Raw genomic sequence first — 21776 nt, 5'->3', positions numbered from 1 at the left:
GTACCCTATTTTGAGCCATTCTCGACCGATCTTGAAAGAATCGGGCAAAAAAACGGGGCTCTGTGGGGCACTGGCCCGCACAGTCGGCGCAGGTGGTGCGACCCCAGCGGCTGTCGCCCGAAGCAGTCTCGGAAGAACTGTTCCAGAAGATTCTATCCCTAAAAGCCGCCGATAGCTCACCAGCGGAACTCGGGTTGGCCATCCGGTCAGCCGGTCGAAGTTCCGGAAGGTGAGGCACACTCGGTCATGGTACGGTCGCAACTGATAGCGCTCTCAGTGCTGGCCTGTCTGGGGTGGATCGGGATCCCGTCAGCCCAGGCGGATCAGGATTGGATCCGCGCCGGCTCGTTTGTGGACTGGCCCGACTCGCTGCTCTCGACAGAGTCCCCTGATCTGACAGGGAACGGTGGGGGAACCGTGCCGGCGGCTTACGCGGTCCCTCCGCTCCTTCCACCGTCGGAAGATGAGGAGCCGCCGCAGTATTTTCAGCCTTCACTGCTCCCGGTTGCCCCTGCGCAATGTGCACCCGACTGCAATCGTGAGTGGCAGCTGCTTCCTCAGGGGCTGCTGTACCACTCCTACCTGGCGGGCGAGAAGGAACCCCGCTTCGCTTCCCAATGGCTGTGGGGTTACGACAACGGCCAGCGCTGGGACATGGTGATGGGGGGCCGGCTCGGTCTGATCCGGAAGGGGACGAAGGGCTGGGATGCGGAAGGCTTTCAGGTCGATATCGAGGGTGCCGCTCTGGGGCGGATCGATCCGAATGAAGACTCTGATCCGTTTGAGGCAGCTGACTACCGCTGCGGTCTGGTCTTCACCTGGCGCGAAGGGCGCTGGCGCTGGAAGACCGGGTTTGCCCACCTCAGTTCCCATCTGGGGGACGAGTTTCTGCTCAACAATCCGGGCTACAACCGGCTCAACTATGTGCGGGATTCCGTCCTGGCCGGCGTGACTTACGACGTCATCACAAACCTGCAGGTGTATGGAGAAATTGCCTACGCCCTCAACGCCAACGGGGGGGCCGAACCGGTTGAGCTGCAGTTCGGGGTCCAATACTTTCCGTTCGCCGCGACCGGTTGGAGAGGAGCCCCCTTTGCAGCGGCCAACGGACACCTCCGCCAGGAATTCGGCATGAGCGGCAGCATCAACGTGGAGGCTGGGTGGGCCTGGCGCAGCGAGCAATCCGGACACCTGCTGCGATTCGGACTGCAGCACTACAGCGGACCTTCGCTCCAATGGTCTTTCTTCGACCAGCACGAGAATCTGACCGGCATCGGTCTCTGGTATGATTTCTAGAGGCGATGTCTCTTTCCGGTCCCCGCGCAGCCAGCGTTTCGTGAGATGATGTGCTCATGTCCGCGCGGTGAGAACTGGAACGGGAACATCGACAAAAGGCGCCCCTGGAAGATCGAGTTCAACCCGTAACGACGGGATGGTAGGTCATGCTGGACAATAACGACTACTGGGTCCTGGATGCGGTCGCGACAGGCGGAGTGCGTCTGGAAGTCCTTCTGGGAGACCCAGAGGTTCTGAAAGTCAACTGGTTTGTCGAACCCCATGCAATGACCCGTCGAGACCTCGAAGCCCGGGTGATCGCGCTGGCTGGCAGGGGGCTCATCGAGATTGTGCTCGATGAGGGGGGAGGGGCCAGAAACTTTGTCCGCATGACCGCTGCGGGTGGCGCCACGTGGGAGTCGTGGGCTCAGCCGCTCTGGCATCTGTACTGTGAGGACCTCTACCTGGAGGACTTCACCTACTCGGCCGATTCCGGCGAGAGGATCAGACTTGTTGAGATCAATGCGACCAACGAGTCACGCCTGTTTGACGCCATCTATCGATTGTCTCTGAGGCCTCACGAATTCGTGGTCGGAATTGCGGAAATCAAACGGGTGTCGCCGTGGAGATTATGGGGCTGGAAAACCCTGGACTCCCGCGTGACCACGACGATTCTCCTCCAATCCCGCTTCTCACCGGCCCACATGTCGCTCCCCTCACTCGAGGGACACAGGCATTTTCGACGGTGGAGAAAACAGGGCTTTGACCGGTCGGAGTGCTTTGAACTCATCACAGACCAGAGCCCGTCGGCTGGCTAAAGCCGGTGGCTCTTTCCGGTCTCCGCGCAGCCAGCGTTTCGTGAGATGAAATGCCGGTGTCCGTGTGGCGAGAGCAGGCTGATCAAAGGTCGAAATTCTCGATTGTCCCGGGCCCGGCCAAAAAAGAAACGTGCGGAGGAAATCATCCCCCGCACGTTGCGATTTCACTTCCCAGAGCCCCACACCGGGAGGCTGTTGCTCGACCGATCAGCTGTGTGCCGCAGCGGTCCACAGCGTATCGGACGACAACCGGGTCCGGGGGGCCGACAGGCTGACCGCTCCGGTGGCTCGCTGTCCGGTGCGGGTCACATCCATCACGCGGCCGAATTCGTCCATTGCCAGATGGAAGCGCTCATCCCCTTCGATTCGATGCAGGCTCAGGTGATAGTCTTCGCTGGTGGCGGACAGGTAGGGGAGTTCCGCCAGCCCTTTCGGCGCCCGCAGCCGCCCCCACGAGCCATCTCCCAGATACAGGACGCCGTCCTTGTGCGGCATCCCGTCCAGCATCGGCTTGGTCCGCTTGAAGGTGTGGTCGTGGTGTTCCAGCACGATCGGAACGCGGTATTTATCGAACAGCGGCGTCCAGTGTTCGCGGTTGCCGGAACCGGTTCCAGTCCCGTCGGCTTTGGACAATCGGAAGGAGGGATACGCCGGGACGTGATTGACGACCATCACATTCGGATGGTCCACGCGGGCCTTGAGGATGTCGTGCAGCCAGCTCGCCTGCGCTCCACCAATCTCGCTGATGTGAGCGGTATCGAGCAGCACCAGGCTCAGATAGTCGCCGAAGTCCAGAGTCTGGTAAGACGTTTCCGGGTACAGGCCGTCGAACAGGGCGAAGAAGAACGGAGCCTTTTCGCGGGGCTGGAGGTATCCCCCGTCGACTTCATGGTTCCCCAGGGCGGCGATCATCGGAATCATGTGACCCTGCCGCGTCACCATGTGTTTCGAATAGTTGCGAACAAACGCCAGGCTGGTGGCGACCGATTTTCCGTTGTCGTAACCGAGATCGCCGCCGATCACGGCAAACATTGGGTCCTGACGGGCCGCCTGAATATTGTTGGCGATGGAATGGGAATTCACGCCGACATCGCCGCCGGAGATGAACGAAATGGCGTTGGTCGCTTTCGACGGCATGGTCCGGAAGCGGTACCGCGGCGACATTTTCCCGATGCGGAAATGATAATCCGTCCCTGGCGTCAATTTCGTCAATTCAGCGCGAAAGACTTTGAGATCGGTCACTCCATAAGGGCGACGAACCGTTTCGACTCGCGACCAGGGGCCTTCCGGTTCGGTCGAATAGTAGATCGTGGGGTCATCGGTCTCTCCCACGGTCCCGACCCACTGCACGGTCATGGTGGTGGTCGGGTCACGTTGCCAGGTCAGGAACAGAGTGTCTGGCTGGAACGGGGGGAGTTCCATGACGGGAGGAAGTTCCACCCCCTTGGAGGAGGCTGAATCCTTTCCATAGAGAGTCGAGGCGGTCAAACCGGCGAGCGAAGTTCCCAGAAACAGTCGGCGGGAGAGCGAAGACATGAACAATCCTCGGAGCAAAGTCTGGCGGAAGGAAGGAGAGCCTTGCGGCTGAAAGCGGACGCGTGAGAAAAGTATACTTTTCAGCACTGATTGAGGAATAGCGTTGCAGAGTGTGAAATCCCGGTAAAGAAGGGGTGCGAGGGTCGTGAGGGGCCGGCCCTTTCCGGTTTTTTGAAGAATTCTCCCCTTCCGGAGGAGACGTTTCTGCGTAGAGCAGGGGGCGACTATTGACCGCCTCGCGCGGATCGCCGGAGGAGGTGGCATCCCGCTCGGCTTCCGGTTCAAATAGGTCGGTGAACAGGGACTGGCACCGAGGGGTTGAGGGCAAACGCATGCAGCGCGGTCAATCGACGACCTGGTTTCCGTTGCTCCAGAAAGAGCTGATCGAGCAATCCAACCGTCGGCGCACTTATATTGTCCGCTTCCTGTATGCCGCTGCGTTGTTCGGGTGCGGCCTTCTGATTCTCTATGGCCATGAGCAGTCGAGTGTCGATCCCATCGCCAGGCTGGGAGAGGGGCGGCGGATCTTTCAGAGTCTGGTCTTACTGCAGTTGGCGGGGATCCTCGTGTTGCTCCCGGCGACCAGTTGCAGCGCACTGACAGCCGAGAAAGAGCGGGACACGTTGACGCTGCTGCTGCTGACACCCATGCCCCCCTGGAAGATCGTTCTGCAGAAGCTGCTCAGCCGGTCCATTCCCATGCTCTGCTTCGTGGTGCTGTCGTTTCCCTTGCTGGCGGTGGCCTATGGATATGGGGGGGTGACGTCGAGCCAACTGCTGGCCGCGATGGTCATTCTGGTGTCGAGCGTGATCCAGGTGGCTTCCATCGGCGTGATGTGTTCCGCCTTCTGCCGCACGACCGTGGAGGCCTTTCTGGCGACCTACCTGATGCTGGGACTATCCATGTTCTGTTGTCCCGTCTCGGCAGCCGGGATCATGGTGGTCGATGCCATGGACAGGGATAGCCTCTTCGCTGCGGTCACCTCCGTGATGGGAACCTCGTTTCTCGCGGGCATTTCGTTCGTCGTGGCCTGTGACTGCGTGGTGAGCCGGGCGTTCGTCCCCCCACGCAATTTTATCCTGCAACTCTTTCAGCAGATCGACCTCGTCTTTCAGGACATGAACAGTGTCACGGGCGGGATCGTGCTGGTCAAAGATCATGGAAAGTTTCCGGAGTCCAATCCGATCGCCTGGCGGGAATCGACCAAAAAATCACTGGGAACCGCACGCTATCTCTTCCGGGTGCTGGTGCTGCTGGAAGTTCCGGTCCTTGTGACCGCTCAGACCATCAGCCTGAGCAGTATCAGCCAGACCTCCTCGCTGACCGTTCTCAGCTACCTGCTCTGGGGCATCTCCATTGCGCTGATCTGCATTCACGCCGGAGGAGTGGTGACGTCAGAGCGTTCGCGGCAGACACTCGATTCCCTGCTGACCGTCCCGATCAGCGGGCGGAATCTGATGCTGCAGAAGCTGGCCGGCGTGCGACGGCTGCTGTGGGTCCTGCTGGTCCCGTTTGTGACGATCATCGTGTCGCATCATTATCTGCGAGACTTCCAGCAGAACCTGACCTACCTGCTGCTGTCGCTCGGCTATGTGGTGGTCCTGCTCCACCTGACCAGCTGGCTCGCCTTTCTGGTGGGACTGAAAATCCACTCGCAGGTGAAAGCGGTACTGCTCACGCTGATGGCTGTCTCTGTGTGGGCGGGGCTTGGTCCGCTTATTCAGCTCATCTTCGAGTCGATGCAGTGGTCGATTCCCCGTGTGCTCAACTGGGTGATTCAGCTCAGCCCCGCCACGATCGTGACGCAACTGGAAGACTGGTACGAATTCACACGCATTTCGCAGTCGACAGAAGTTGGCCCCCGGACTTTGCTGCTGGTCGTGATTCTGGCGCTCTATGCGGTCGCGTGGGGAGGACTCCGGTGGTATTGCCTCAAGCATGCCGACCGGTTGCTGGGACGGGTGGAACAGGCTCCCACCCGTCAGGAGACCGAGTTGCAGACCGACGCCGATGATGAGTCTCTCTCCGGGGCCGCAGCGGCCGCTTCCTGAACGGAGGCGAGCATCTCGCGGTGCGGGATGGAGCATTTTGATTGCCCCGCCCGCGCCACGCGGAAATCAGTCTGTCACCAGCCGAAGCGCTTGCTGCGCGGGGACCGGAACGAGCAATCTCCCCCCCGTTCAGCCCCGTTTGACGAGCCACGTTCCTACGAGCAGTACGACGACTCCCAGCAGCCTGGTTCCGGAGATCGGAACGCGGGGCATGCCGACCAGTCCCAGGTGGTCGACGACCAGCGACATCATCAGTTGTCCCGCAATCGTGGCTGAGAGGACTTCTGCGGTGCCGATCTTCGGGACAAGGAGCAGCACCACCGTGATGAAGACCACCCCTGCCAGTCCCCCTGTGCAGAGGTGCCAGGGAACGTAAACCCCGTCCGGCAAGCGAGGAACTCCTCCCTGCCACAACGCTGCCAGAACCGCCAGTGCGACCGTACCCCCCAGGAACGAAATAAAAGCCGCCAGGAACGGGTTGTTCACCAGTTGTCCGAGTCGGCCATTCACGATGCTTTGGAAGGGGACGACGACTCCGGCCAGCGTCGCCAGCAATAGTAAAAGCACAGTCTGCATAGTTCTCTCTGGAATTTGTTGAGGTCCTGGACCGCTGAATCAGTTGTACTGCAATCGTAGGCGACTGCCGACTACGGACAGGCCAGCTTCGGGACAGTCGACTGGTGCTTCCGGATTCGCCCGTTTCTTGAGATGCGCTGCCCGTTTTCTCCGCAGGCTGTCTGCAATTTTTCATGGTGGAGCTGGTGTTGAAAGTTTGCAAGGCATTTTCTGGAAAGTGTTTGTGGTGAATTGTCTCCTCGCGGCACTCCGTCTGCTAAGAGATGAAGCACGGTGGGTTTCATTCAGGAGGAGTCAACGCTTATGCGGGTTCGGCTTTACGAAATTGGTACGAAAAAAACAGGTGTGACACTGATTGATCAATTCCCCGCATCGCTGGAAATGAACGAGCAAGGAGAAGTTTGCCCGCGCGTGAAAATGAAATGTGGCGTCTGCAGCCTCGAAGAGATTGGAGGGCAGCTGGTGCTCCGGGCCGCCCGGGACTATGACGGTCTCATGGTCAATGACGCTCCTCTCGAGGAGGGACCACTCATGCCGGGGGATCGACTGCGACTGGGAAATCGCGACTATCTGATCTCTTACGAGATGACCAAAACCGTGCAGCACTACCCCCGACGTTTCCGCATCCGCTCGTGACGACCCGTCGGCCTTCGCTTCAGGCTTGGTGCCCAGCGATCGGCCGGATCTCTCTCTCTGGAATGCCCGCATGACCTGCTCCGTCACGGCAGTCGGCCTGATCGTCGCAAGAGGATCGACCGGACCGGCGGCAGGTCGTCCGGGTTGTTCGCCGGCAAGTGATTGAGAACTGGAGATCCAGCAACCTGATGGTCCAGCTCTGCGATTCTCTGTGAGAGGTCCGTATTCTCCGGAGTGAAAACTCATTCCTGGTCCCGACTTCCGGTAACGATCCTCGTAAAGTCGCCGCTCCCGCCCTTGCGGGCTGCGCGTGGACTCCCGATCGGTCCTCCGCGGGAAGGTGGGTTCTTGCTCGAGAAGACTCTTGAGCGGAGCACGTGCTGACCCCCCGCTTCCGGAACCGATGCGTATCGGTCGCTCTCTCTTAAGGGTCGACAGAGCAGGGGGGGGCTTTTCCATTCGCGTGGCGAAAGCGGAACAATCCGAGGACACCATGTGGGCGCCGGGGGGCTCAAATGAGTCCATGCTCCGCCGCGCCTGTTGCTTTTACGCCACGGTCCCAGCTCCGGGCGAGCGTGACCCAATTTCAGAACTCCGGCGGCGGCCCAGAGTCACCAACAACGCATAACCGTTTCGAGCCGCAGGGGCTAGCTGCTGTGTGCTCTCTGTCAAGGCTGGCGTTTCTTGAAACCTCAGAGCCGGTTCCGTAGAGTAATCAGGACTGTTTTCATCCGATTGTCGATTGTGCAACCCAGCACTCAGTTTCCGCGTCATATTTTTGCCACGCGGTCATTCTCAATTCGTATTTATTCCGGTTTGTTTCCGTGTTACCGCACGAGCTGGTTCAAGCTCTCGGCCAGTGCAAAGGGATCGACGCGTGTCCGACTCCGTGATTGAAATTCGCAACCTGAGTAAAACGTATCGCGACTTCTGGGGCCGCCCCAAGGTTCGCGCCCTCAACTCCCTCAGCCTGGAAGTCAAAAAAGGGGAAATCTTTGGTCTGCTGGGTCCCAACGGTTCCGGCAAGACCACCACTCTGAAGCTGCTGCTGGGACTGCTCTTTCCGACAGAAGGTCAAGTGCGGATTCTCGGCCGCCCTGCACACGATGTGGAGAAAAATGAACGCATCGGCTACCTGCCCGAAGAATCATACCTCTACCGGTTTTTGAACGCGGATGAAACTCTCGATTTCTATGGCCGGTTGTTCAAAATGTCGCCTGCCGTCCGCAAGCAGCGTCGCGATGAGCTGATCAAGCTGGTCGGCCTGGAAGGGGCCCGGAAGCGACAGCTGAAAGAGTATTCCAAGGGGATGACCCGACGTATCGGTCTGGCTCAGGCATTGATCAACGATCCCGAGCTGGTGCTTCTCGATGAACCGACCAGTGGTCTCGATCCGCTGGGAAGTGCCGACATGAAGGACATGATCCTCAAGCTCCGCGACGAAGGCAAAACCGTCGTCATGAGCAGCCACCTGCTGGCGGACGTCCAGGACGTCTGCGACCGGATCGCGATCCTCTTCCGGGGCGAGCTGAAAGTGATCGGCAGCGTGCAGGATCTGCTGCAGAAGAAGAACGAAACCCAGCTCCTCACCAGTGAGCTGAGTCCTGAAGTGCAGCGGGAAGTCGAGCAGGTGCTGAAAAAGCATGGTGCCGACCTGCGGAGCGTTTCGCATCCGACCTCGTCCCTTGAAGAACTCTTCCTGCGTACCGTGGCAGAAAGCGAAGCCCGCCCCGGACGTCGGTTCGAACCTGGAGAACGCCCCGCCAGCGATCGCAGCTAATGTTGCGGTCGAAGCTTCCGGGGTTGTCCTTCTCGCCTGTTGATGGAAGAGCCTAGCGATGGTTAACGAGGTCCCTGATTTTCAATTTGGCATCGCCTTTCTGATCTGGCTGGGGGTGGTTCTCGCCTGCGGCCTGGTCGCCTTTCTTGTCGGTCTGGTCGTTTCGTACGCAACCCACGGCAAATCCGGCGGGCGCCTGACGCGGATGACCATCCGTCAGGGGATGCGCGATCTGTTCTACCTGTCGGGGCGCCGCATCATGGCGGTCGCCCGGCTGACGTTCAAAGAAGCGTGGCGCCGCAAGACATTCGCGGTCGGATTTCTGTTTCTGGCCCTGTTCATGTTCGCTGGCTGGTTTCTCGGGGGCGGTCAGATGGACCGTCCTGCCAAGCCTTACGTCAGCTTCGTGATGACCTGCATGAACTTCCTGCTGGTGCTGATGGCGCTGCTGGTTTCCTGCTGGGGACTGCCTGCGGATATCAAAGCCCGCTCGCTGCATACCGTGGTGACCAAGCCAGTCCGCCGCAGTGAAATCGTTCTGGGCCGGATGCTCGGTTATATCGGCGTGCTGACCGTGGTGCTGCTCGTCACCTCTGTGCTGGGTTACGTCTGGATCCTGCGACAGGTCCCGGAGTATTCCCAGAAACAGTTGATTGCCCGTGTGCCGACCTACGGGAAAGTGACGTATGTCGACCAGCAGGGGAATCCCGCTTCGGGCGGTGTCAACACCGGCGATATCTGGGGCTACCGCTCCTTCCTCGCCGGGGCGACCAAAGCCGCAGCGACGTGGACCTTCGACAATCTGAACCTGCCCGCCATGAAGAAGGAAGGGAAGCTGCGCCTGGAGCAAAAGTTCGAGGCGTTTAGAACGGTCAAAGGAGATATCCGGCAGGACATCCGCTTCACCCTCACGCTGGTGAATCCCAAAACTGGCCAGAAGGTGCTCGTCGGCACCTTCCCGGTGAAGGAGTTCGCAACGGGGACGGAAGACGCTGTGGTCGAGATTCCCCGCAAGCGGAAATACAGCGACGCCTATGACGTCACCGGTACAGAGAAAGAGGTCGACATCTTCGACGATCTCGTCCATGACGGCAAACTGACGATCGAGGTCAGTTGCGTCGATCCCTCCCAGTATCTGGGGGTGGCCGAACGGGACCTGTTCATCCGTCTGCCCGATCGATCCTTCTTCAGTACCTATGCGAAGTCCTGTCTGGGACTCGAACTGCTGCTGGTTTTGATTGTGATGATCGGAACCACCGCCAGCTGCTTCCTGAAAGGCCCGGTCGCCACGATCTTTACATCGAGCGTGATCTTCACGGGGTACTTCTTCCACGACAAGCTGGCCGAGTCGCTCACGGAGCTGCGGACCCGCGGTGAAGTGGTCGGTGGGGGAGTCTTCGAGTCGATGTATCGACTTGTCACCCAGATGAACGTGATGTCGCCGCTTCCGCAGAACGTGGGGACCGACCTGATTAAATTGATGGACGGCGTCGTTTGGATGCTTTTAGAGGTAGTCCTGCGACTGATCCCGGACCTAAAATATTTCAACACCAGCGAGTATCCGGCGAACGGCTTTGACGTCCCCTTTGTGGGGCTGCTGCTGCCGAGCATTCTCATCACGCTGGGATACTTTATTCCGCTCTTCATTCTCGGTTATTTCAGTCTTCAACTTCGCGAGCTGGAACACAAATGAGCCATCTCACCGTCAAGCAATGGAAAGTGATCTACGCGGTCATCGGCATTGCGCTGATCGTGCCGATCGTGTTACTGGGCGCCCCGGCCGGACGCATGGAAAACGGGACATCCGAAGGGATGACCAGTTTTCTCGCCAAGTCACGCAGCGAGCATGACCTGGGCGAAGCCAGCCTGGGAGATGTCGACCCCACCAGCGCCACCATGAACCTGGTGCTGCTCGGTCTGCGGGGAGTTGCTGCCAGCGTTCTCTGGAATCAGGCCGACCACTACAAAGACACCAAGAACTTCTCGCTGCTGCAGAGCACCGTCGAGTCGATCATCCTCCTGCAGCCCCACTTTAAGGCGGTGTGGGAATTTCAGGCGTGGAACCTGGCATTCAACGTTTCCGCAGAATGCGATCAGGTCTCCGACCGTTATTACTGGGTGAAACAGGGGGCCAAGTTCCTGAAGCGGGGAACCGAGCGGAACCGCCTGGCTCCGGAACTGTTCTACTGCATGGGAGACTACCTCGGCCGCAAGATCGGAAACTCCGATGAGCACGAGGCCTTCCGCGAGTTCTTTCTGGTCGATCCGGATACCGAACGCTGGAAGAATGGACCCGATGAAGAATTGAATCCCGAAGGAAAAGACAACTACCTCGTCGCGCGGGAATGGTATCAGAAGGCCAACGACACGCTGGATCATCCGGGTGTCGAGCAGCACAAGATGGATCTCTCCCTGTTCGTCGCTTACCCGTACCGCTCACTGATGGACTACGCCAAGTCCACCCAGAAGGATGGTCTGAAGATCGACCTGACCGAGCTGCCGAAGGAAAAACGGGAAGAAGCGTACCGGGTCTGGGCGGAAACAATCCGCTCCGCCTGGGAAGAAGCGTACAAGGAATGGGTCAACATCTATGGTCGTCGACGCCTGCCGACCAGTGCCGGTGGAGTCATTGTGCTCGAAAATGATGAAGCGGGTCTGGCGGAATTGGCTCAGATCGCGGAGTCTGAAAATCGGGACATGACCGAGAAGGTTGACTGGCAGGAGCGCTATCGCAAGATGACCTCCTATCCCTTCTGGAAGAAACACTGCGATATCGAAAAACGGGAAGCGATGATGCAGGCCCGTTATCAGCTGGCCGAAGGCCGGCGTCTGTTCCGTGAGGTTCAGGACTTCGAAGAATCGCAGATTCACCTGGAGAAAGGTCTCGAGAACCTCGCACAGGTGATCAAAGAGTACCAGATCGGTGAGAACACGAACGTGCTGGTCGACGATGAAAACGAGATCGTCGAAGATGCCTTCAAATCGATTCTGATCTGGCAGCAGGTGCTGGAACTCAACCACAAACCTGTCCCGGAAAACTTCCCGCTCAAGGCGTTGTGGAATGATCCTTCCAAGCAGGAGCTGCGCGACGATCTGACCCAGCGGTTCCTGCGCTGGCAGGGAAAGCTGTAAGCTTGAGCCGAGCATTGTGCCAGCGGAGTTCCTGACGTCCTGACAATCGGGAGGGAAGAAGATGGCCCTGTTCCAGTCGTTGCTGCAGGTGATTCAGGCTCTGACCGGGCTGTTTGTCGCTCTGGTGGCGGCCATCTCTCCCTGGACTCCGCTCCTGCTGTGGGTTGCTTTCTGGCTGTTCGCGGTGAACTGGAGAAAGCTCTATCCGGTCCTGATGCAAGGTGGCCTGATCGGGGTCATCCTGCTGGCGCTCACGACGATTCTCGTCTGGTCTTCAATCTCCGTGCCGGAGTCCGGGTTCCACTACATCTACGGGCTGAAAGCGGACAATGTGGTTGGCAAAGGGGTGTTTGTCACCGGGCTGCTGGTGATCGCGTCGTTCTGTGGATCGGTGCAGCTTTCGGGGGCCTGCGGCAAGCTCTGTCGTTTCGATGAAGCCCCTGTCGAAGAACCTGCACACGGCCACTCCGCCCATCACTGATCCGGATGCAGCGTCCATTTTCGGATCCGCTGTCAGTTGAAGCGGGAGCTGCCGTTCGGGGATTTTGTCTGTTGATCGACCCGTTCTTGCCACGCGGATCTGCGCCTTTCATCGCAGGAAACGCCTGCTGCGCGGGGACTGGAAAGAGCAACCTGCTCTAGCGACTAAAGCGGGCCCTGGCGTGACCTGCAACCTCCGGTCTTCAGAAGTCAGAGAGCGCTTACGGACTCAGGCCCGGTCGAACGGAAACGGGATGACATCGCGGATCGAATCCGCGCCCAGTGCCCCCATTACCAGACGATCCAACCCTAGCGCCACCCCTGCACAGGGAGGAAGTCCCGCCTCCATCGCCTGGAGCAGGCGACTTTCGGTCGGCAACGGAGACTGTCCCAGCTGCTGGCGCCTCGCAGCCAGTTTCACCATCCGTTCCCGCAGCTCCTGCAGATCGGTCAGTTCGTGATAGCCATTGCAGAGTTCTCGGCCGCCGAGATAAAGCTCGAACCGCTCGGCCACGGGAGGATCATCATTGCGGATCCGGGCGAGAGCCGACTGGCTGGCAGGGTAGTCATACAGGAACACCGCCGACAGCTGTCGCAGTCGGGGTTCGACCTCTTCTGCCAGCAGGACATTCAGCACATCATCCCGATCGGCATTCCGGAGCGACCTCGATGGCACAAATCTCTCAGCTGCACGGGTCAGTTCACTCATTGTGGCGCGTGCGGGAGAGATCCCGGCGAAGCGGACGAACGCCTCTTCGTAGGTCAGGCGCAGAAACGGGGAGGGGAGAGGTCTGGGCGTCGGTCCCCACCCGTGTTGTTCCGCAAACTGCCAGCAGTGCCGAACGAGTCCCTCGACAAACTCCATCTGCTCATGATGGTCGCTGTTTCGGGCGTACCACTCGATCATGGTGAATTCCGAGTTGTGCAGCGGTCCGGCCTCTTCGCGCCGAAAGACCTTGGAAATCTGCACAATGCGGTCGGCACCGGCAACCAGCAGCCGCTTCATGGCGAACTCGGGCGAGGTCTGCAGATATCCAGTCTGTTGCTGCGGCAGCGGCACCGTGAACGGATCGATCCAGGCGTCGATGCAACAGTCCCGCGACAGCAGTGGCGTCTCGACTTCCCAGTAACTCTGCCGTGCAAAATATGCGCGGATCTCAGCCAGCAGCGCAGCGCGGCGCCGCAACGTTTCCAGCGCAGCGGTCGGAGCGAAGTCGGATATGGATTCGGTCATCATCCCCTCTGCACAGCGGCAGCGCCGGCCGTGAACGGATCAGACTGGAGCAGCTGCCGAGAGCAGGTTGCTCTTTCCAGTGCCCGCGCAGCGAGCGTTTCGTGACGTGAAATGCTGACATCCGCGCGGCGAGGGCGGAGCCATTAAAAGTCTAACTGCTCTCGCGGCACGGCACAGAACCTCGCGGTCTCGGTTACTTGTCCTGCAATACTTCCGGGTTCCGGATATTCTCCGGCAGTTCGCCGCTCAGGACTGCCACGATCTGCCGGGCGACCCGCTCGCGCAGCTCGATCAGGGATTCTTCCGAAACGAAGGCGGCATGCGGAGTCACGATGACCCGCTCATCGTGAAAGAGCGGATTGGTGAGATCGGGGGGTTCCGGATTGAAGACGTCCAGTCCCGCTCCATGCACGATCCCACCCTGAATGGCTTCCCACAGGGCATCGTGATCAATCAGCGCTCCACGGGCGGTGTTGACCAAGATCATGCCGCGTCGCATCTTCTGGAATGCTTCCGTATTGAAGAGGTTGCGGGTTCCGTCGGTCAGCGGCGCGTGCAGCGAAATGACATCCGAGGTGGTGATCAGCTCTTCGAAAGAGACCATCCTGCAACCGGTGCCATGATCATTGCCCGAGGCGGTGTGAGCCTGCACCTGGAACCCGAGTGCCTGAGCCCGCTGGAACAGCGCCTTGCCGGTGGCTCCCAGACCCAGGAGGCCCAGCGTCCGCCCCCGCAGCCGATGCATGGTCGGCCCTGCCTTGAGATTGTATTCCCCCTTCTTGGTCCGCAGGTGAAAGAACCCGATATCCCGGGCGAGTGCCAGAATCAGTGCCAGGGCGTGATCGGCCACTTCTTCCACGCAGTAATCGGGGATATTCGTGACCAGCATCCCCAGTGATGTCGCCGTGGGAATAGCGATATTGTCGAGTCCGATTCCCATCCGGCAGACCACCCGGCAGGATTTGGCGGCCTCGATCACTTTCGGCGTCACCTTCGCCCAGCAGGTCGCGATCGCATCGACATCGGCCGCCAGCCGTGCCAGCGTGGCTTCGTCTTCCGCGGGGGCATCAATGATTTCAATGCCGTAGGGGGCAAAGATCCGCTGCTCGATATCAATCCCCGGCCAGGGATGGTCTGTAATCAGAACGCGATGATTCGCCATCGTTACGTGCTTTCGATCGCTCGGGACGGTGATAATTAGAGCATTCGGACATTTGACCGAGCTGTCCTCGTCACGCGGTCGCGAGCACTTCAGCGAACAAAAATGCCAGCTGCGCGGGGAGTGGACTGGGCCAACAGCTCTATTGGCGCGAATTTTGGCAAAGACGGCTCCCCTTCGCGAGCGATAACCGTCTCTCTTTTTCATCCTCGTGCAGGCGGAACCAGCGGAACAGAAGTCGGGCTGCGGCGAACTCATCCGGTCCGGTCAAAGTTGATCGCTCTCCCTCGCCCCCCAGAGCGAGCCGGATTTGCTGCAACCGCTCCAGCAGGCATTGCTTCTCGTCCGCCGTCCGCGGTCGCGGAACCGCCTGTTCAATCACTCCCCGAACGGCAATCAGCCACCATTCCTGTCCATCCAGACCGGACGTTACGGGATAAATGAAATGGGCCTGGCTCCGCCAGTCGTGGAAGCGACGCAGATGCAGGTCGATTCGCTGCAGCGCGGCGAGTCGATCTCGCAGCTTGGCCGCTTTCTCGAAACGAAGTTCCTGGGCCGCGGCTTTCAACTCCTGCTGCAGTTCCTCCAGGACCGGCGCTTTTTCTCCGGACAGGAACCGGCAGGCCAGCTGCAGCCTCCTGTCGTAGGCCTTGCGGGTACAGTTTCCAATACAGGGGGCCAGGCAAGTCCCCAGATCGGCCCGGATGCAGGCGGCCGGCTCCGTCCCCTCGGGTGGTGGGGGGGCTCCCTGAAAGTACATCGGGGTCTCGCGGGGACAATCCCGCAGGCCGAAGTGAAAATTAAGTTCCACGATTCCCTGCCGGGTCCACCGGGTGAGGGGCATCGGCCCCCACAGACCGGCGTGCGAGCGGGGGATTTTTGGCGCCAACTGGAAGGAGGGGGCGGTCTGCTGCGGCAAAACGATATAGCCGAGCTTCATCCGGGTCGGATGTCCCTGCACGTTGAAGTTCGGGCGAAACTGCCGGATCAGCTCCCGTTCCCGCAGCCAGGCGATCAGTTCATGGGCTGCCGGTTGCCAGAACAGGGTTTTCGCGTGTCGACCGATCCGGGCTTCCTTCTTGCGTCGGGCCTGCGAGGTAAAATAGGAGAGCAGGCGGTGTCGCAGCCGTCGCGACATGCCGACATAAATCAATCGCCCTTCGGCGTCGGCCATCCCGTAAACGCCGGCGCCCGACGTGACTTCCTGGCGAAGACTCTGCCGAATCTCTTTGCGTGACGCGGTGAGCGGCAGCGAACGCGCGGGGGCCAGCACCGCCTCATAGCGGCTGTTCCCGAGAAATTCCTTCAGATCGTCCGTCGTCGCCAGCTGGATTCGTTTCGGCGGCATGGATTTCCCCTCCCTGGAGGTCGGCGCTCCGGATCATATTCGGTCCCGACTTCTCCGGAAACCCGCGCTCCGGCCTTAAACTGCCAAGCGACCGGCTGTTGCGACAATCTTGGTCTTTTGGGAATAAAAGCCGCATGATAATCTCGCCGAAAACTCGCCCTCAGGAAGCGTTTCCACCACGCCAACGCCTCCCTGGATCCTCACCATGCTGGTCGAAGACAAACCTTTGGAAGAGAAAAATCAAAGCGGCCGACTGAATTCGGTCAGCTTCGTCAGCCTCGTTGTGACTCAGTTTCTGGGTGCCTTCAACGACAACTTTTTCCGTTGGCTGGCGGTTCCGATCGCTCAGCCGATCATCGGCACAGAAGAAGCCGTCGCACTGGGAGGAGTCTGTCTGACACTCCCCTATCTGCTGTTCACCCCGATTGCGGGCTGGCTGGCGGACCGGTTTCCCAAAAAAGCGGTGATCGTCGGCTGCAAGGCTGCGGAAGTCCTGATCATGTTGCTGGCCGTGCTGACGATCGTTTACGGCAATGCCTGGGTGCTGTTCGGTCTCGTCTTTCTGATGGGGATTCACAGCGCGCTGTTTGCTCCGGCAAAATTCGGCAGCCTTCCGGAGATTCTGCCGACCAACCGGCTCGCCCGGGGGAACGGCATCATGGCGACCTGTACGTTCATCGCGATTGGTCTGGGGACGATCGCCGGCTTCTCGCTGTATGATCTGACGGAACCGGCTCTGGGCAGCGGCCAGTGGAGGAACGTCTGGCCGGCCGCTGTCGGACTGCTCAGCATCTCGTTACTGGGACTCGGCTGCAGCTTGTGGATCGGATTCTCCAGCGCTGCCGACCCCGACCGTCGGCCGACGTGGAATCCTGTGCTGGATATTGTTCCCGCGCTCAAGGTGCTCAATACCGATTGGCGTATTATGCGCGCTGCGCTGGGGATCGGTTTCTTTTACTTTCTGGCGTCCCTGTCTCAGTTGAACGTCGACCCCTATGGAGAAACCGTTCTCGGGTTGAACAAGACCGCCATCGGACTGCTGTTCGGAATTCTGATCGCCGGCGTCGGCGTCGGCAGCCTGCTGGCGGGGTACTGGACAATGGGATCGGTCGAGCTGGGCATGCTTCCGGTCGGGGCGTTCGGGATCATCGTCAGTTCGCTGACGGTGTTCTGCTCGGGGATGCTGGTGAATCCGCTCCTCCCCGCAACCGGTCAAATCGCGTACTGGGGTTCGTGCGTGGGGCTGTTCTTCCTGGGGGTGAGCGCGGGGATTTTTGACGTCCCGCTTGAGGCCTATCTCCAGTTCTGCAGCGATCGCAAAAACCGGGGAACGATCCTCGCGGGAAGTTACTTCATCTCGTACGGCATGATCGTGTTCTCGTGCGGCATGTACTACCTGCTCAGCGGCATTTTCCACTTCAGCGCGACATCGATTTTCGTCGTGACCAGTCTGATCACGATTCCGGTGCTGATTTACCTGGTCTGGCTGATGCCCGATCTGGCGTTTCGGTTTGTCTTGTGGCTGCTGGCCCGGTGCCTGTATCGGTTGCGGGTGCGTGGGCAGGAGAACGTACCCGCCCACGGGGGGGCGCTGATTGTCTGTAACCATGTTTCCTTCATGGACGGCGTCCTGATGACGTGCGCCCTCCCCCGGCTGATCCGGTTTCTGATCTATACCGATTTCACCCAGATGCCGATTCTCAAGCCGCTGGGAGAAATCATGAATGCGATCCCGATTCGCGCCAGTGACGGGCCCAAAGCCATCGTGAAATCGCTCACCGTGGCCCGGGAAGCGATTCAGCGCGGTGAGGTTGTCTGTATCTATGCGGAGGGGGGATTGACCCGCACGGGCCAGCTGCAGCCCTTTCAACGGGGGTTGCTGAAGATCGTGCAGGGGACGAACGCTCCGATCATTCCCGCATATTTGCACGGAATGTGGGGAAGCATCTTCAGCTGGAGATGGAATCAGTTATTCTGGAGGAAGCCCCGAAATTTGTTCGGCACCGTCGACCTCTCTTTCGGGCGTCCTCTTTTCAACGTCAGTGATGCCGCTCTTGTTCGACAAGAAGTCGAGCGTCTTGGTGCGGAGGCCACACTCATGAGCGCGAAAAAAGATCTGATCCCGGCTCGTCGTTTCATCCGGCATTGCAAGAAGTCGTTGCAGCGCGGCAAGGTTGTCGACTCCATGAAGACCGCCCTGACCGGAGGCCGGTTGCTGGCGGGGACGTTAGCTCTGCGGCGGGTGCTGCGACGCAGCGTCTTCTCGGCCCAGGAAAAAAATGTCGGGCTGCTGCTGCCTCCCTCGGTCGGGGGCTGTCTGGCGAACATGGCTGTCGCTCTTGATGGGCGGGTGGCCGTCAACCTGAATTACACGCTCTCCGACGATGTGCTGAACTACTGCGTGCGGAAAGCGGGTCTCAAGCATGTGCTCACCAGCCGCAAGTTTCTGGAGAAGAAACCGTATGCTCTGGAAGGGGCCGAGTTCGTCTATCTGGAAGACCTGAAATCACAGGTGACCGGTTTCGACCGGATGATGGCGGCTCTCGGAGCGTATGCAATCCCGGCGCCGATTCTCGAACGGCTGCTGGGGCTGACCCGCATTTCTCCGGACGAAACACTGACGATCGTCTTTACATCGGGTTCCACCGGCGAGCCGAAGGGAGTGGTGCTCTCTCACGCCAACATCGGTTCCAACATCGAAGCGGTCGATGAGCTGCTCAACCTCAGCGACAAGGATGCCCTGCTGGGTGTGCTGCCGTTCTTCCATTCGTTCGGCTACACCGCCTGTCTCTGGTTGCCGATGTGTTACAACGTCCGCGGGATCTATCACCCGAACCCGCTGGACGCCAAAGTCGTCGGCCGACTCTGTCAGGATCATGCTGCCACGATCATGATGGCGACTCCCACGTTCCTGAAAATGTACCTGCGACGTTGCGATCAGGAGAACTTCAAATCGGTCGACCTGATCGTTGTCGGTGCTGAAAAACTCCCGGTCGAACTGGCGAAAGATTTCGAAGAGAAATTCGGAATTCTGCCGACGGAAGGCTACGGAACGACCGAGCTGTCTCCGGTGGCTGCGGTCAACATTCCTGACCACCGTTCGCGGAATGTCTTTCAACAGGGAACCAAGCTGGGGACGGTCGGTCGGCCGCTCCCCGGAGTCACCGCCAAGGTGGTTGATCCGGAAACGGGCGAGAATCGCGGAATCGGGACTGAGGGGCTCCTGCTGATCAAAGGTCCCAATGTCATGCAGGGGTATCTGCACGAACAGGAAAAGACCGATCAGGTGGTGCACGATGGCTGGTACAACACCGGTGATATTGCGGTCATCGATACCGACGGCTTTGTGACCATTACCGGTCGTCAGAGCCGGTTCTCGAAGATCGGCGGCGAGATGGTGCCGCACGTCCGGATCGAACAGGAGCTCTATCGCATCTGCGAACCACCGGGAGGTGATGAAGGGGCAATCACCCTCGCGGTCACTTCGGTGCCGGACGACGACCGGGGTGAGCGAATCGTGGTCCTCTACACCCAGCTGTGCAAACCGGTTCAGCAGGTTATTCGCGAACTCGCGGAAGCGGGGCTTCCCAAGTTGTGGCTGCCGTCAGCGGATTCGTTTATTCAGGTGGACACGATCCCCATTCTGGGGACGGGAAAGCTCGATCTGCGCGGACTCAAAGAGCTGGCGCTGCAAGCAGTGGCCCCCGAGACGAGCAACTGCTAGAGCCGGTGGCTCTTTCCACTGCCCGCCCTGCGAGTGTCTCGATTGGAAGGAATCGCAGCTCCGCATGGCGCGGACAGGAGGTGAGCAGGCAGAATGCTCTTTCCGGTGCTCGCGCCGTGCGCGGCAAGAACGGGCGGAGAGATGCCATGGGGGCCGGTGCGGATATTCCACAGCCGGGTTGCTATTGATCCGCGGCGGGGAGCACCCGGACCCGTCCTGATTCAACCCGGAGACGCTGCTGCTGAAAGAGTCGAATCGCCTGCGGGTAGAGTTCGCACTCCAGTGCGAAGACCCGGGCTCCCAGCGTGTGTGCATCGTCCTCATCCTGCACCGGCACGGCCCCCTGCAGGATGATCGGTCCGTTGTCGTATTCATTGTCGCAGAAATGGACTGTGCAGCCCGAGACCTTGCAACCCCGGCTGACGACCGCTTCATGTACCCGCTGGCCGTACATTCCCCGGCCGGCGAAGGAAGGAATCAACGCGGGGTGAATGTTCATCACCCGGTGCTGAAAATCTTCCGGAATCATGATCCGGCTCAGGAACCCCGCCAGCACGACCAGGTCGATCCGCTCTTCACGCAGTCGATGGAACAGGTCGTTGCTGTACGCAACAGAAGAGGCGTAATCCGTCCGCTTCAGCACCCACGTGGGGAGCCCGCGCTGCAGCGCCCGTTCGGCACCGAGGCAATCGCGGCTGGCGACGACCAGGGGGATCTCGGCCGTCAATTCTTGCTGCTCGATACGCTTTAACAGATTCAGCAGCGTGGTTCCGCTGCCTGAAACGAGCACGGCAATGCGGAATTCGGAACTGGAAGGACGGGAGTCGGCGGCCATCGCGTTGTCATCTGCCTCTGCGGAAGGGGAAGCGGTCTCGGCTAGGAATCGAGCACTCAATCGGAACGTGCCATCCGAACGCCCGTGGAGGGGATCTCACCACCGATCCCGCGCCGGAAGATCTCGTTCCGGCCCGTCATCAGTTGTTCGGATAGATTTTCTCAACCATCGACCCGTAGGGGTCCAGCCGGTCCATTCTCACACCAGTGTAAGGATGCAGCTCGAAGATATCGATCATCCGCCATTCGTTCCCTTCCAGCTGCCACTTCGCCTCCCAGCGAGTGGCGATTCGGTCCCGGTATTCCGCGGTATTCGGCATATTGACGTCAACCGTCACATTCACCCGGAACCGCGTGGTCGCGCGGGTGTCTTCGCCGAAAAGTTCGACCTGAACGTCGGTCACCCGCATGTCATCTTCCAGCTTGAGGACATTGTAGGCGGTCCCGATTTTCATGCGCAGGCTCCGGGCCTGCGGGGACACGAACTGGATGGTGCGGTCCAGATCTCGCTGCTGGAACGCGGATGTCATGTCATACACATCCTGGGTCAGTTTTTCCCGCAAGGTGACGACCTGGGCGTCGACGATCAAAGCGGCGATCATCAGCCCGACCGCAATCGCGATGCCGATCAGGTAGGGGGCCCGACGCTGCAGGAACCAGCCTGCCCCCAGACCGGACGCAATCAGCAGAAGAACAACAATCAGTGGCCAGGAATTTTCAGTCGGCAGCATGGGAGCCTCTTTCTCGGAATTCTGCCGCTGTCGCCTGATCGCGCTGCCGGATGGAGTTCCGCCGAAATGCGCGCCTGCGCGTCCCCCTGTCGACCTGCGCCACAACAGGTGACCGTCATGGCCGCGACGTCACGAAGGAGTCGTCACAGACAAGTTTCAGCGAACCGCAATCTGCCGGACCAGTCCCTGGGCGGCTTTGTATGCGTAACGAATGGTAAAGAGTCGGGTCTCAATCTGCTCTTCGTTGTAATAGCGGCCGCTATCACTGGTCGGTAACCCCGCCAGAGCCAAGGTCAAAGGGAGCAGCTCCATGAATTCACGGTAACGGCGTTGAGCTTCACTTTGTGTCGGGGAATCGGTTTCTGCCACGAATCTGCTCCTCATCAGCCCTGCCGGTTTCACCCGGGCTCACCAGAAGTTTACGCCGCGTCGGCGTGACCTGTTTAACGAATCAAGAATATT

Annotated in this window: 17 protein-coding genes; 9 read left to right on the top strand and 8 right to left on the bottom strand. The window is 59.7% G+C overall.

Translation table 11 applies throughout. From position 1 onward, the window contains the following. Positions 1-246: 246 nt before the first annotated feature. Positions 247-1296 (top strand): DUF1207 domain-containing protein, encoded by a 1050-nt coding sequence (locus SH664x_RS19660; protein ID WP_437203764.1) that lies wholly within the window; start codon positions 247-249, stop codon positions 1294-1296. Positions 1297-1442: 146 nt separating this feature from the next. Next, on the top strand, positions 1443-2093 hold the full coding sequence (locus tag SH664x_RS19655; RefSeq protein WP_437203763.1) for a hypothetical protein: 651 nt from the start codon (positions 1443-1445) through the stop codon (positions 2091-2093). 207 nt (positions 2094-2300) lie between these two features. Here SH664x_RS19655 and SH664x_RS19650 read toward each other — a convergent pair whose 3' ends face one another. After that, positions 2301-3629 (bottom strand): fibronectin type III domain-containing protein, encoded by a 1329-nt coding sequence (locus tag SH664x_RS19650; RefSeq protein ID WP_437203762.1) that lies wholly within the window; start codon positions 3627-3629, stop codon positions 2301-2303. A 332-nt stretch (positions 3630-3961) separates the two neighbouring features. Here SH664x_RS19650 and SH664x_RS19645 point away from each other — a divergent pair, with 332 nt between their 5' ends. Continuing rightward, on the top strand, positions 3962-5680 hold the full coding sequence (locus SH664x_RS19645) for an ABC transporter permease (RefSeq protein WP_437203760.1): 1719 nt from the start codon (positions 3962-3964) through the stop codon (positions 5678-5680). Positions 5681-5809: 129 nt separating this feature from the next. Here SH664x_RS19645 and SH664x_RS19640 read toward each other — a convergent pair whose 3' ends face one another. Further along, positions 5810-6256 (bottom strand): DMT family transporter, encoded by a 447-nt coding sequence (locus tag SH664x_RS19640; RefSeq protein WP_437203759.1) that lies wholly within the window; start codon positions 6254-6256, stop codon positions 5810-5812. A 303-nt stretch (positions 6257-6559) separates the two neighbouring features. Between SH664x_RS19640 and SH664x_RS19635 the strand changes: the two genes are divergently transcribed. The 5 genes from SH664x_RS19635 to SH664x_RS19615 all read left to right on the top strand — a co-directional run bounded on the left by SH664x_RS19635 (position 6560) and on the right by SH664x_RS19615 (position 12285). Beyond that, a complete protein-coding gene (locus SH664x_RS19635) occupies positions 6560-6892 on the top strand; it encodes a hypothetical protein (RefSeq protein WP_437203758.1) in 333 nt (110 codons plus the stop codon). Between the two features lie 877 nt (positions 6893-7769). Continuing rightward, positions 7770-8672: an ABC transporter ATP-binding protein gene (locus tag SH664x_RS19630; RefSeq protein WP_437203757.1), complete on the top strand. Its 903-nt coding sequence runs from the start codon at positions 7770-7772 to the stop codon at positions 8670-8672. A gap of 58 nt (positions 8673-8730) precedes the next feature. Continuing rightward, complete coding sequence (locus SH664x_RS19625; protein ID WP_437203755.1) at positions 8731-10365, top strand: ABC transporter permease; 1635 nt, start codon at positions 8731-8733, stop codon at positions 10363-10365. Then, on the top strand, positions 10362-11804 hold the full coding sequence (locus tag SH664x_RS19620; protein ID WP_437203753.1) for a hypothetical protein: 1443 nt from the start codon (positions 10362-10364) through the stop codon (positions 11802-11804). The genes SH664x_RS19625 and SH664x_RS19620 overlap by 4 nt, the downstream gene beginning before the upstream one ends. Positions 11805-11865: 61 nt before the next feature. Continuing rightward, positions 11866-12285, top strand: a complete 420-nt coding sequence (locus tag SH664x_RS19615) for a hypothetical protein (protein ID WP_437203752.1) — start codon at positions 11866-11868, stop codon at positions 12283-12285. Between the two features lie 228 nt (positions 12286-12513). On the opposite strand, the gene epmA is transcribed toward SH664x_RS19615, so the two are convergent. The 3 genes from epmA to SH664x_RS19600 all read right to left on the bottom strand — a co-directional run bounded on the left by epmA (position 12514) and on the right by SH664x_RS19600 (position 16025). After that, complete coding sequence (gene epmA, locus SH664x_RS19610) at positions 12514-13521, bottom strand: EF-P lysine aminoacylase EpmA (RefSeq protein ID WP_437203750.1); 1008 nt, start codon at positions 13519-13521, stop codon at positions 12514-12516. Between the two features lie 190 nt (positions 13522-13711). After that, positions 13712-14680: a C-terminal binding protein gene (locus tag SH664x_RS19605; RefSeq protein ID WP_437203749.1), complete on the bottom strand. Its 969-nt coding sequence runs from the start codon at positions 14678-14680 to the stop codon at positions 13712-13714. Positions 14681-14819: 139 nt separating this feature from the next. After that, positions 14820-16025 (bottom strand): UvrB/UvrC motif-containing protein, encoded by a 1206-nt coding sequence (locus SH664x_RS19600; RefSeq protein WP_437203747.1) that lies wholly within the window; start codon positions 16023-16025, stop codon positions 14820-14822. A gap of 205 nt (positions 16026-16230) precedes the next feature. Between SH664x_RS19600 and SH664x_RS19595 the strand changes: the two genes are divergently transcribed. Continuing rightward, positions 16231-19749 carry an acyl-[ACP]--phospholipid O-acyltransferase gene (locus tag SH664x_RS19595; RefSeq protein ID WP_437203746.1) on the top strand — a complete coding sequence of 1173 codons (3519 nt, stop codon included), beginning with the start codon at positions 16231-16233 and terminating at the stop codon, positions 19747-19749. A gap of 181 nt (positions 19750-19930) precedes the next feature. Here SH664x_RS19595 and purN read toward each other — a convergent pair whose 3' ends face one another. From purN to SH664x_RS19580, 3 genes are all read right to left on the bottom strand, one after another. Next, positions 19931-20584 carry a phosphoribosylglycinamide formyltransferase gene (gene purN / locus SH664x_RS19590; protein WP_437203745.1) on the bottom strand — a complete coding sequence of 218 codons (654 nt, stop codon included), beginning with the start codon at positions 20582-20584 and terminating at the stop codon, positions 19931-19933. 139 nt (positions 20585-20723) lie between these two features. Beyond that, positions 20724-21314: a hypothetical protein gene (locus SH664x_RS19585; protein WP_437203743.1), complete on the bottom strand. Its 591-nt coding sequence runs from the start codon at positions 21312-21314 to the stop codon at positions 20724-20726. Between the two features lie 156 nt (positions 21315-21470). Further along, positions 21471-21683 carry a hypothetical protein gene (locus SH664x_RS19580; protein ID WP_437203741.1) on the bottom strand — a complete coding sequence of 71 codons (213 nt, stop codon included), beginning with the start codon at positions 21681-21683 and terminating at the stop codon, positions 21471-21473. Between the last annotated feature and the right edge of the window lie 93 nt (positions 21684-21776).

The organism is Planctomicrobium aquicomposti, assembly GCF_051466325.1.
Lineage (GTDB): Bacteria > Planctomycetota > Planctomycetia > Planctomycetales > Planctomycetaceae > Planctomicrobium.
This window is presented reverse-complemented; position numbering and strand designations above follow the sequence as displayed.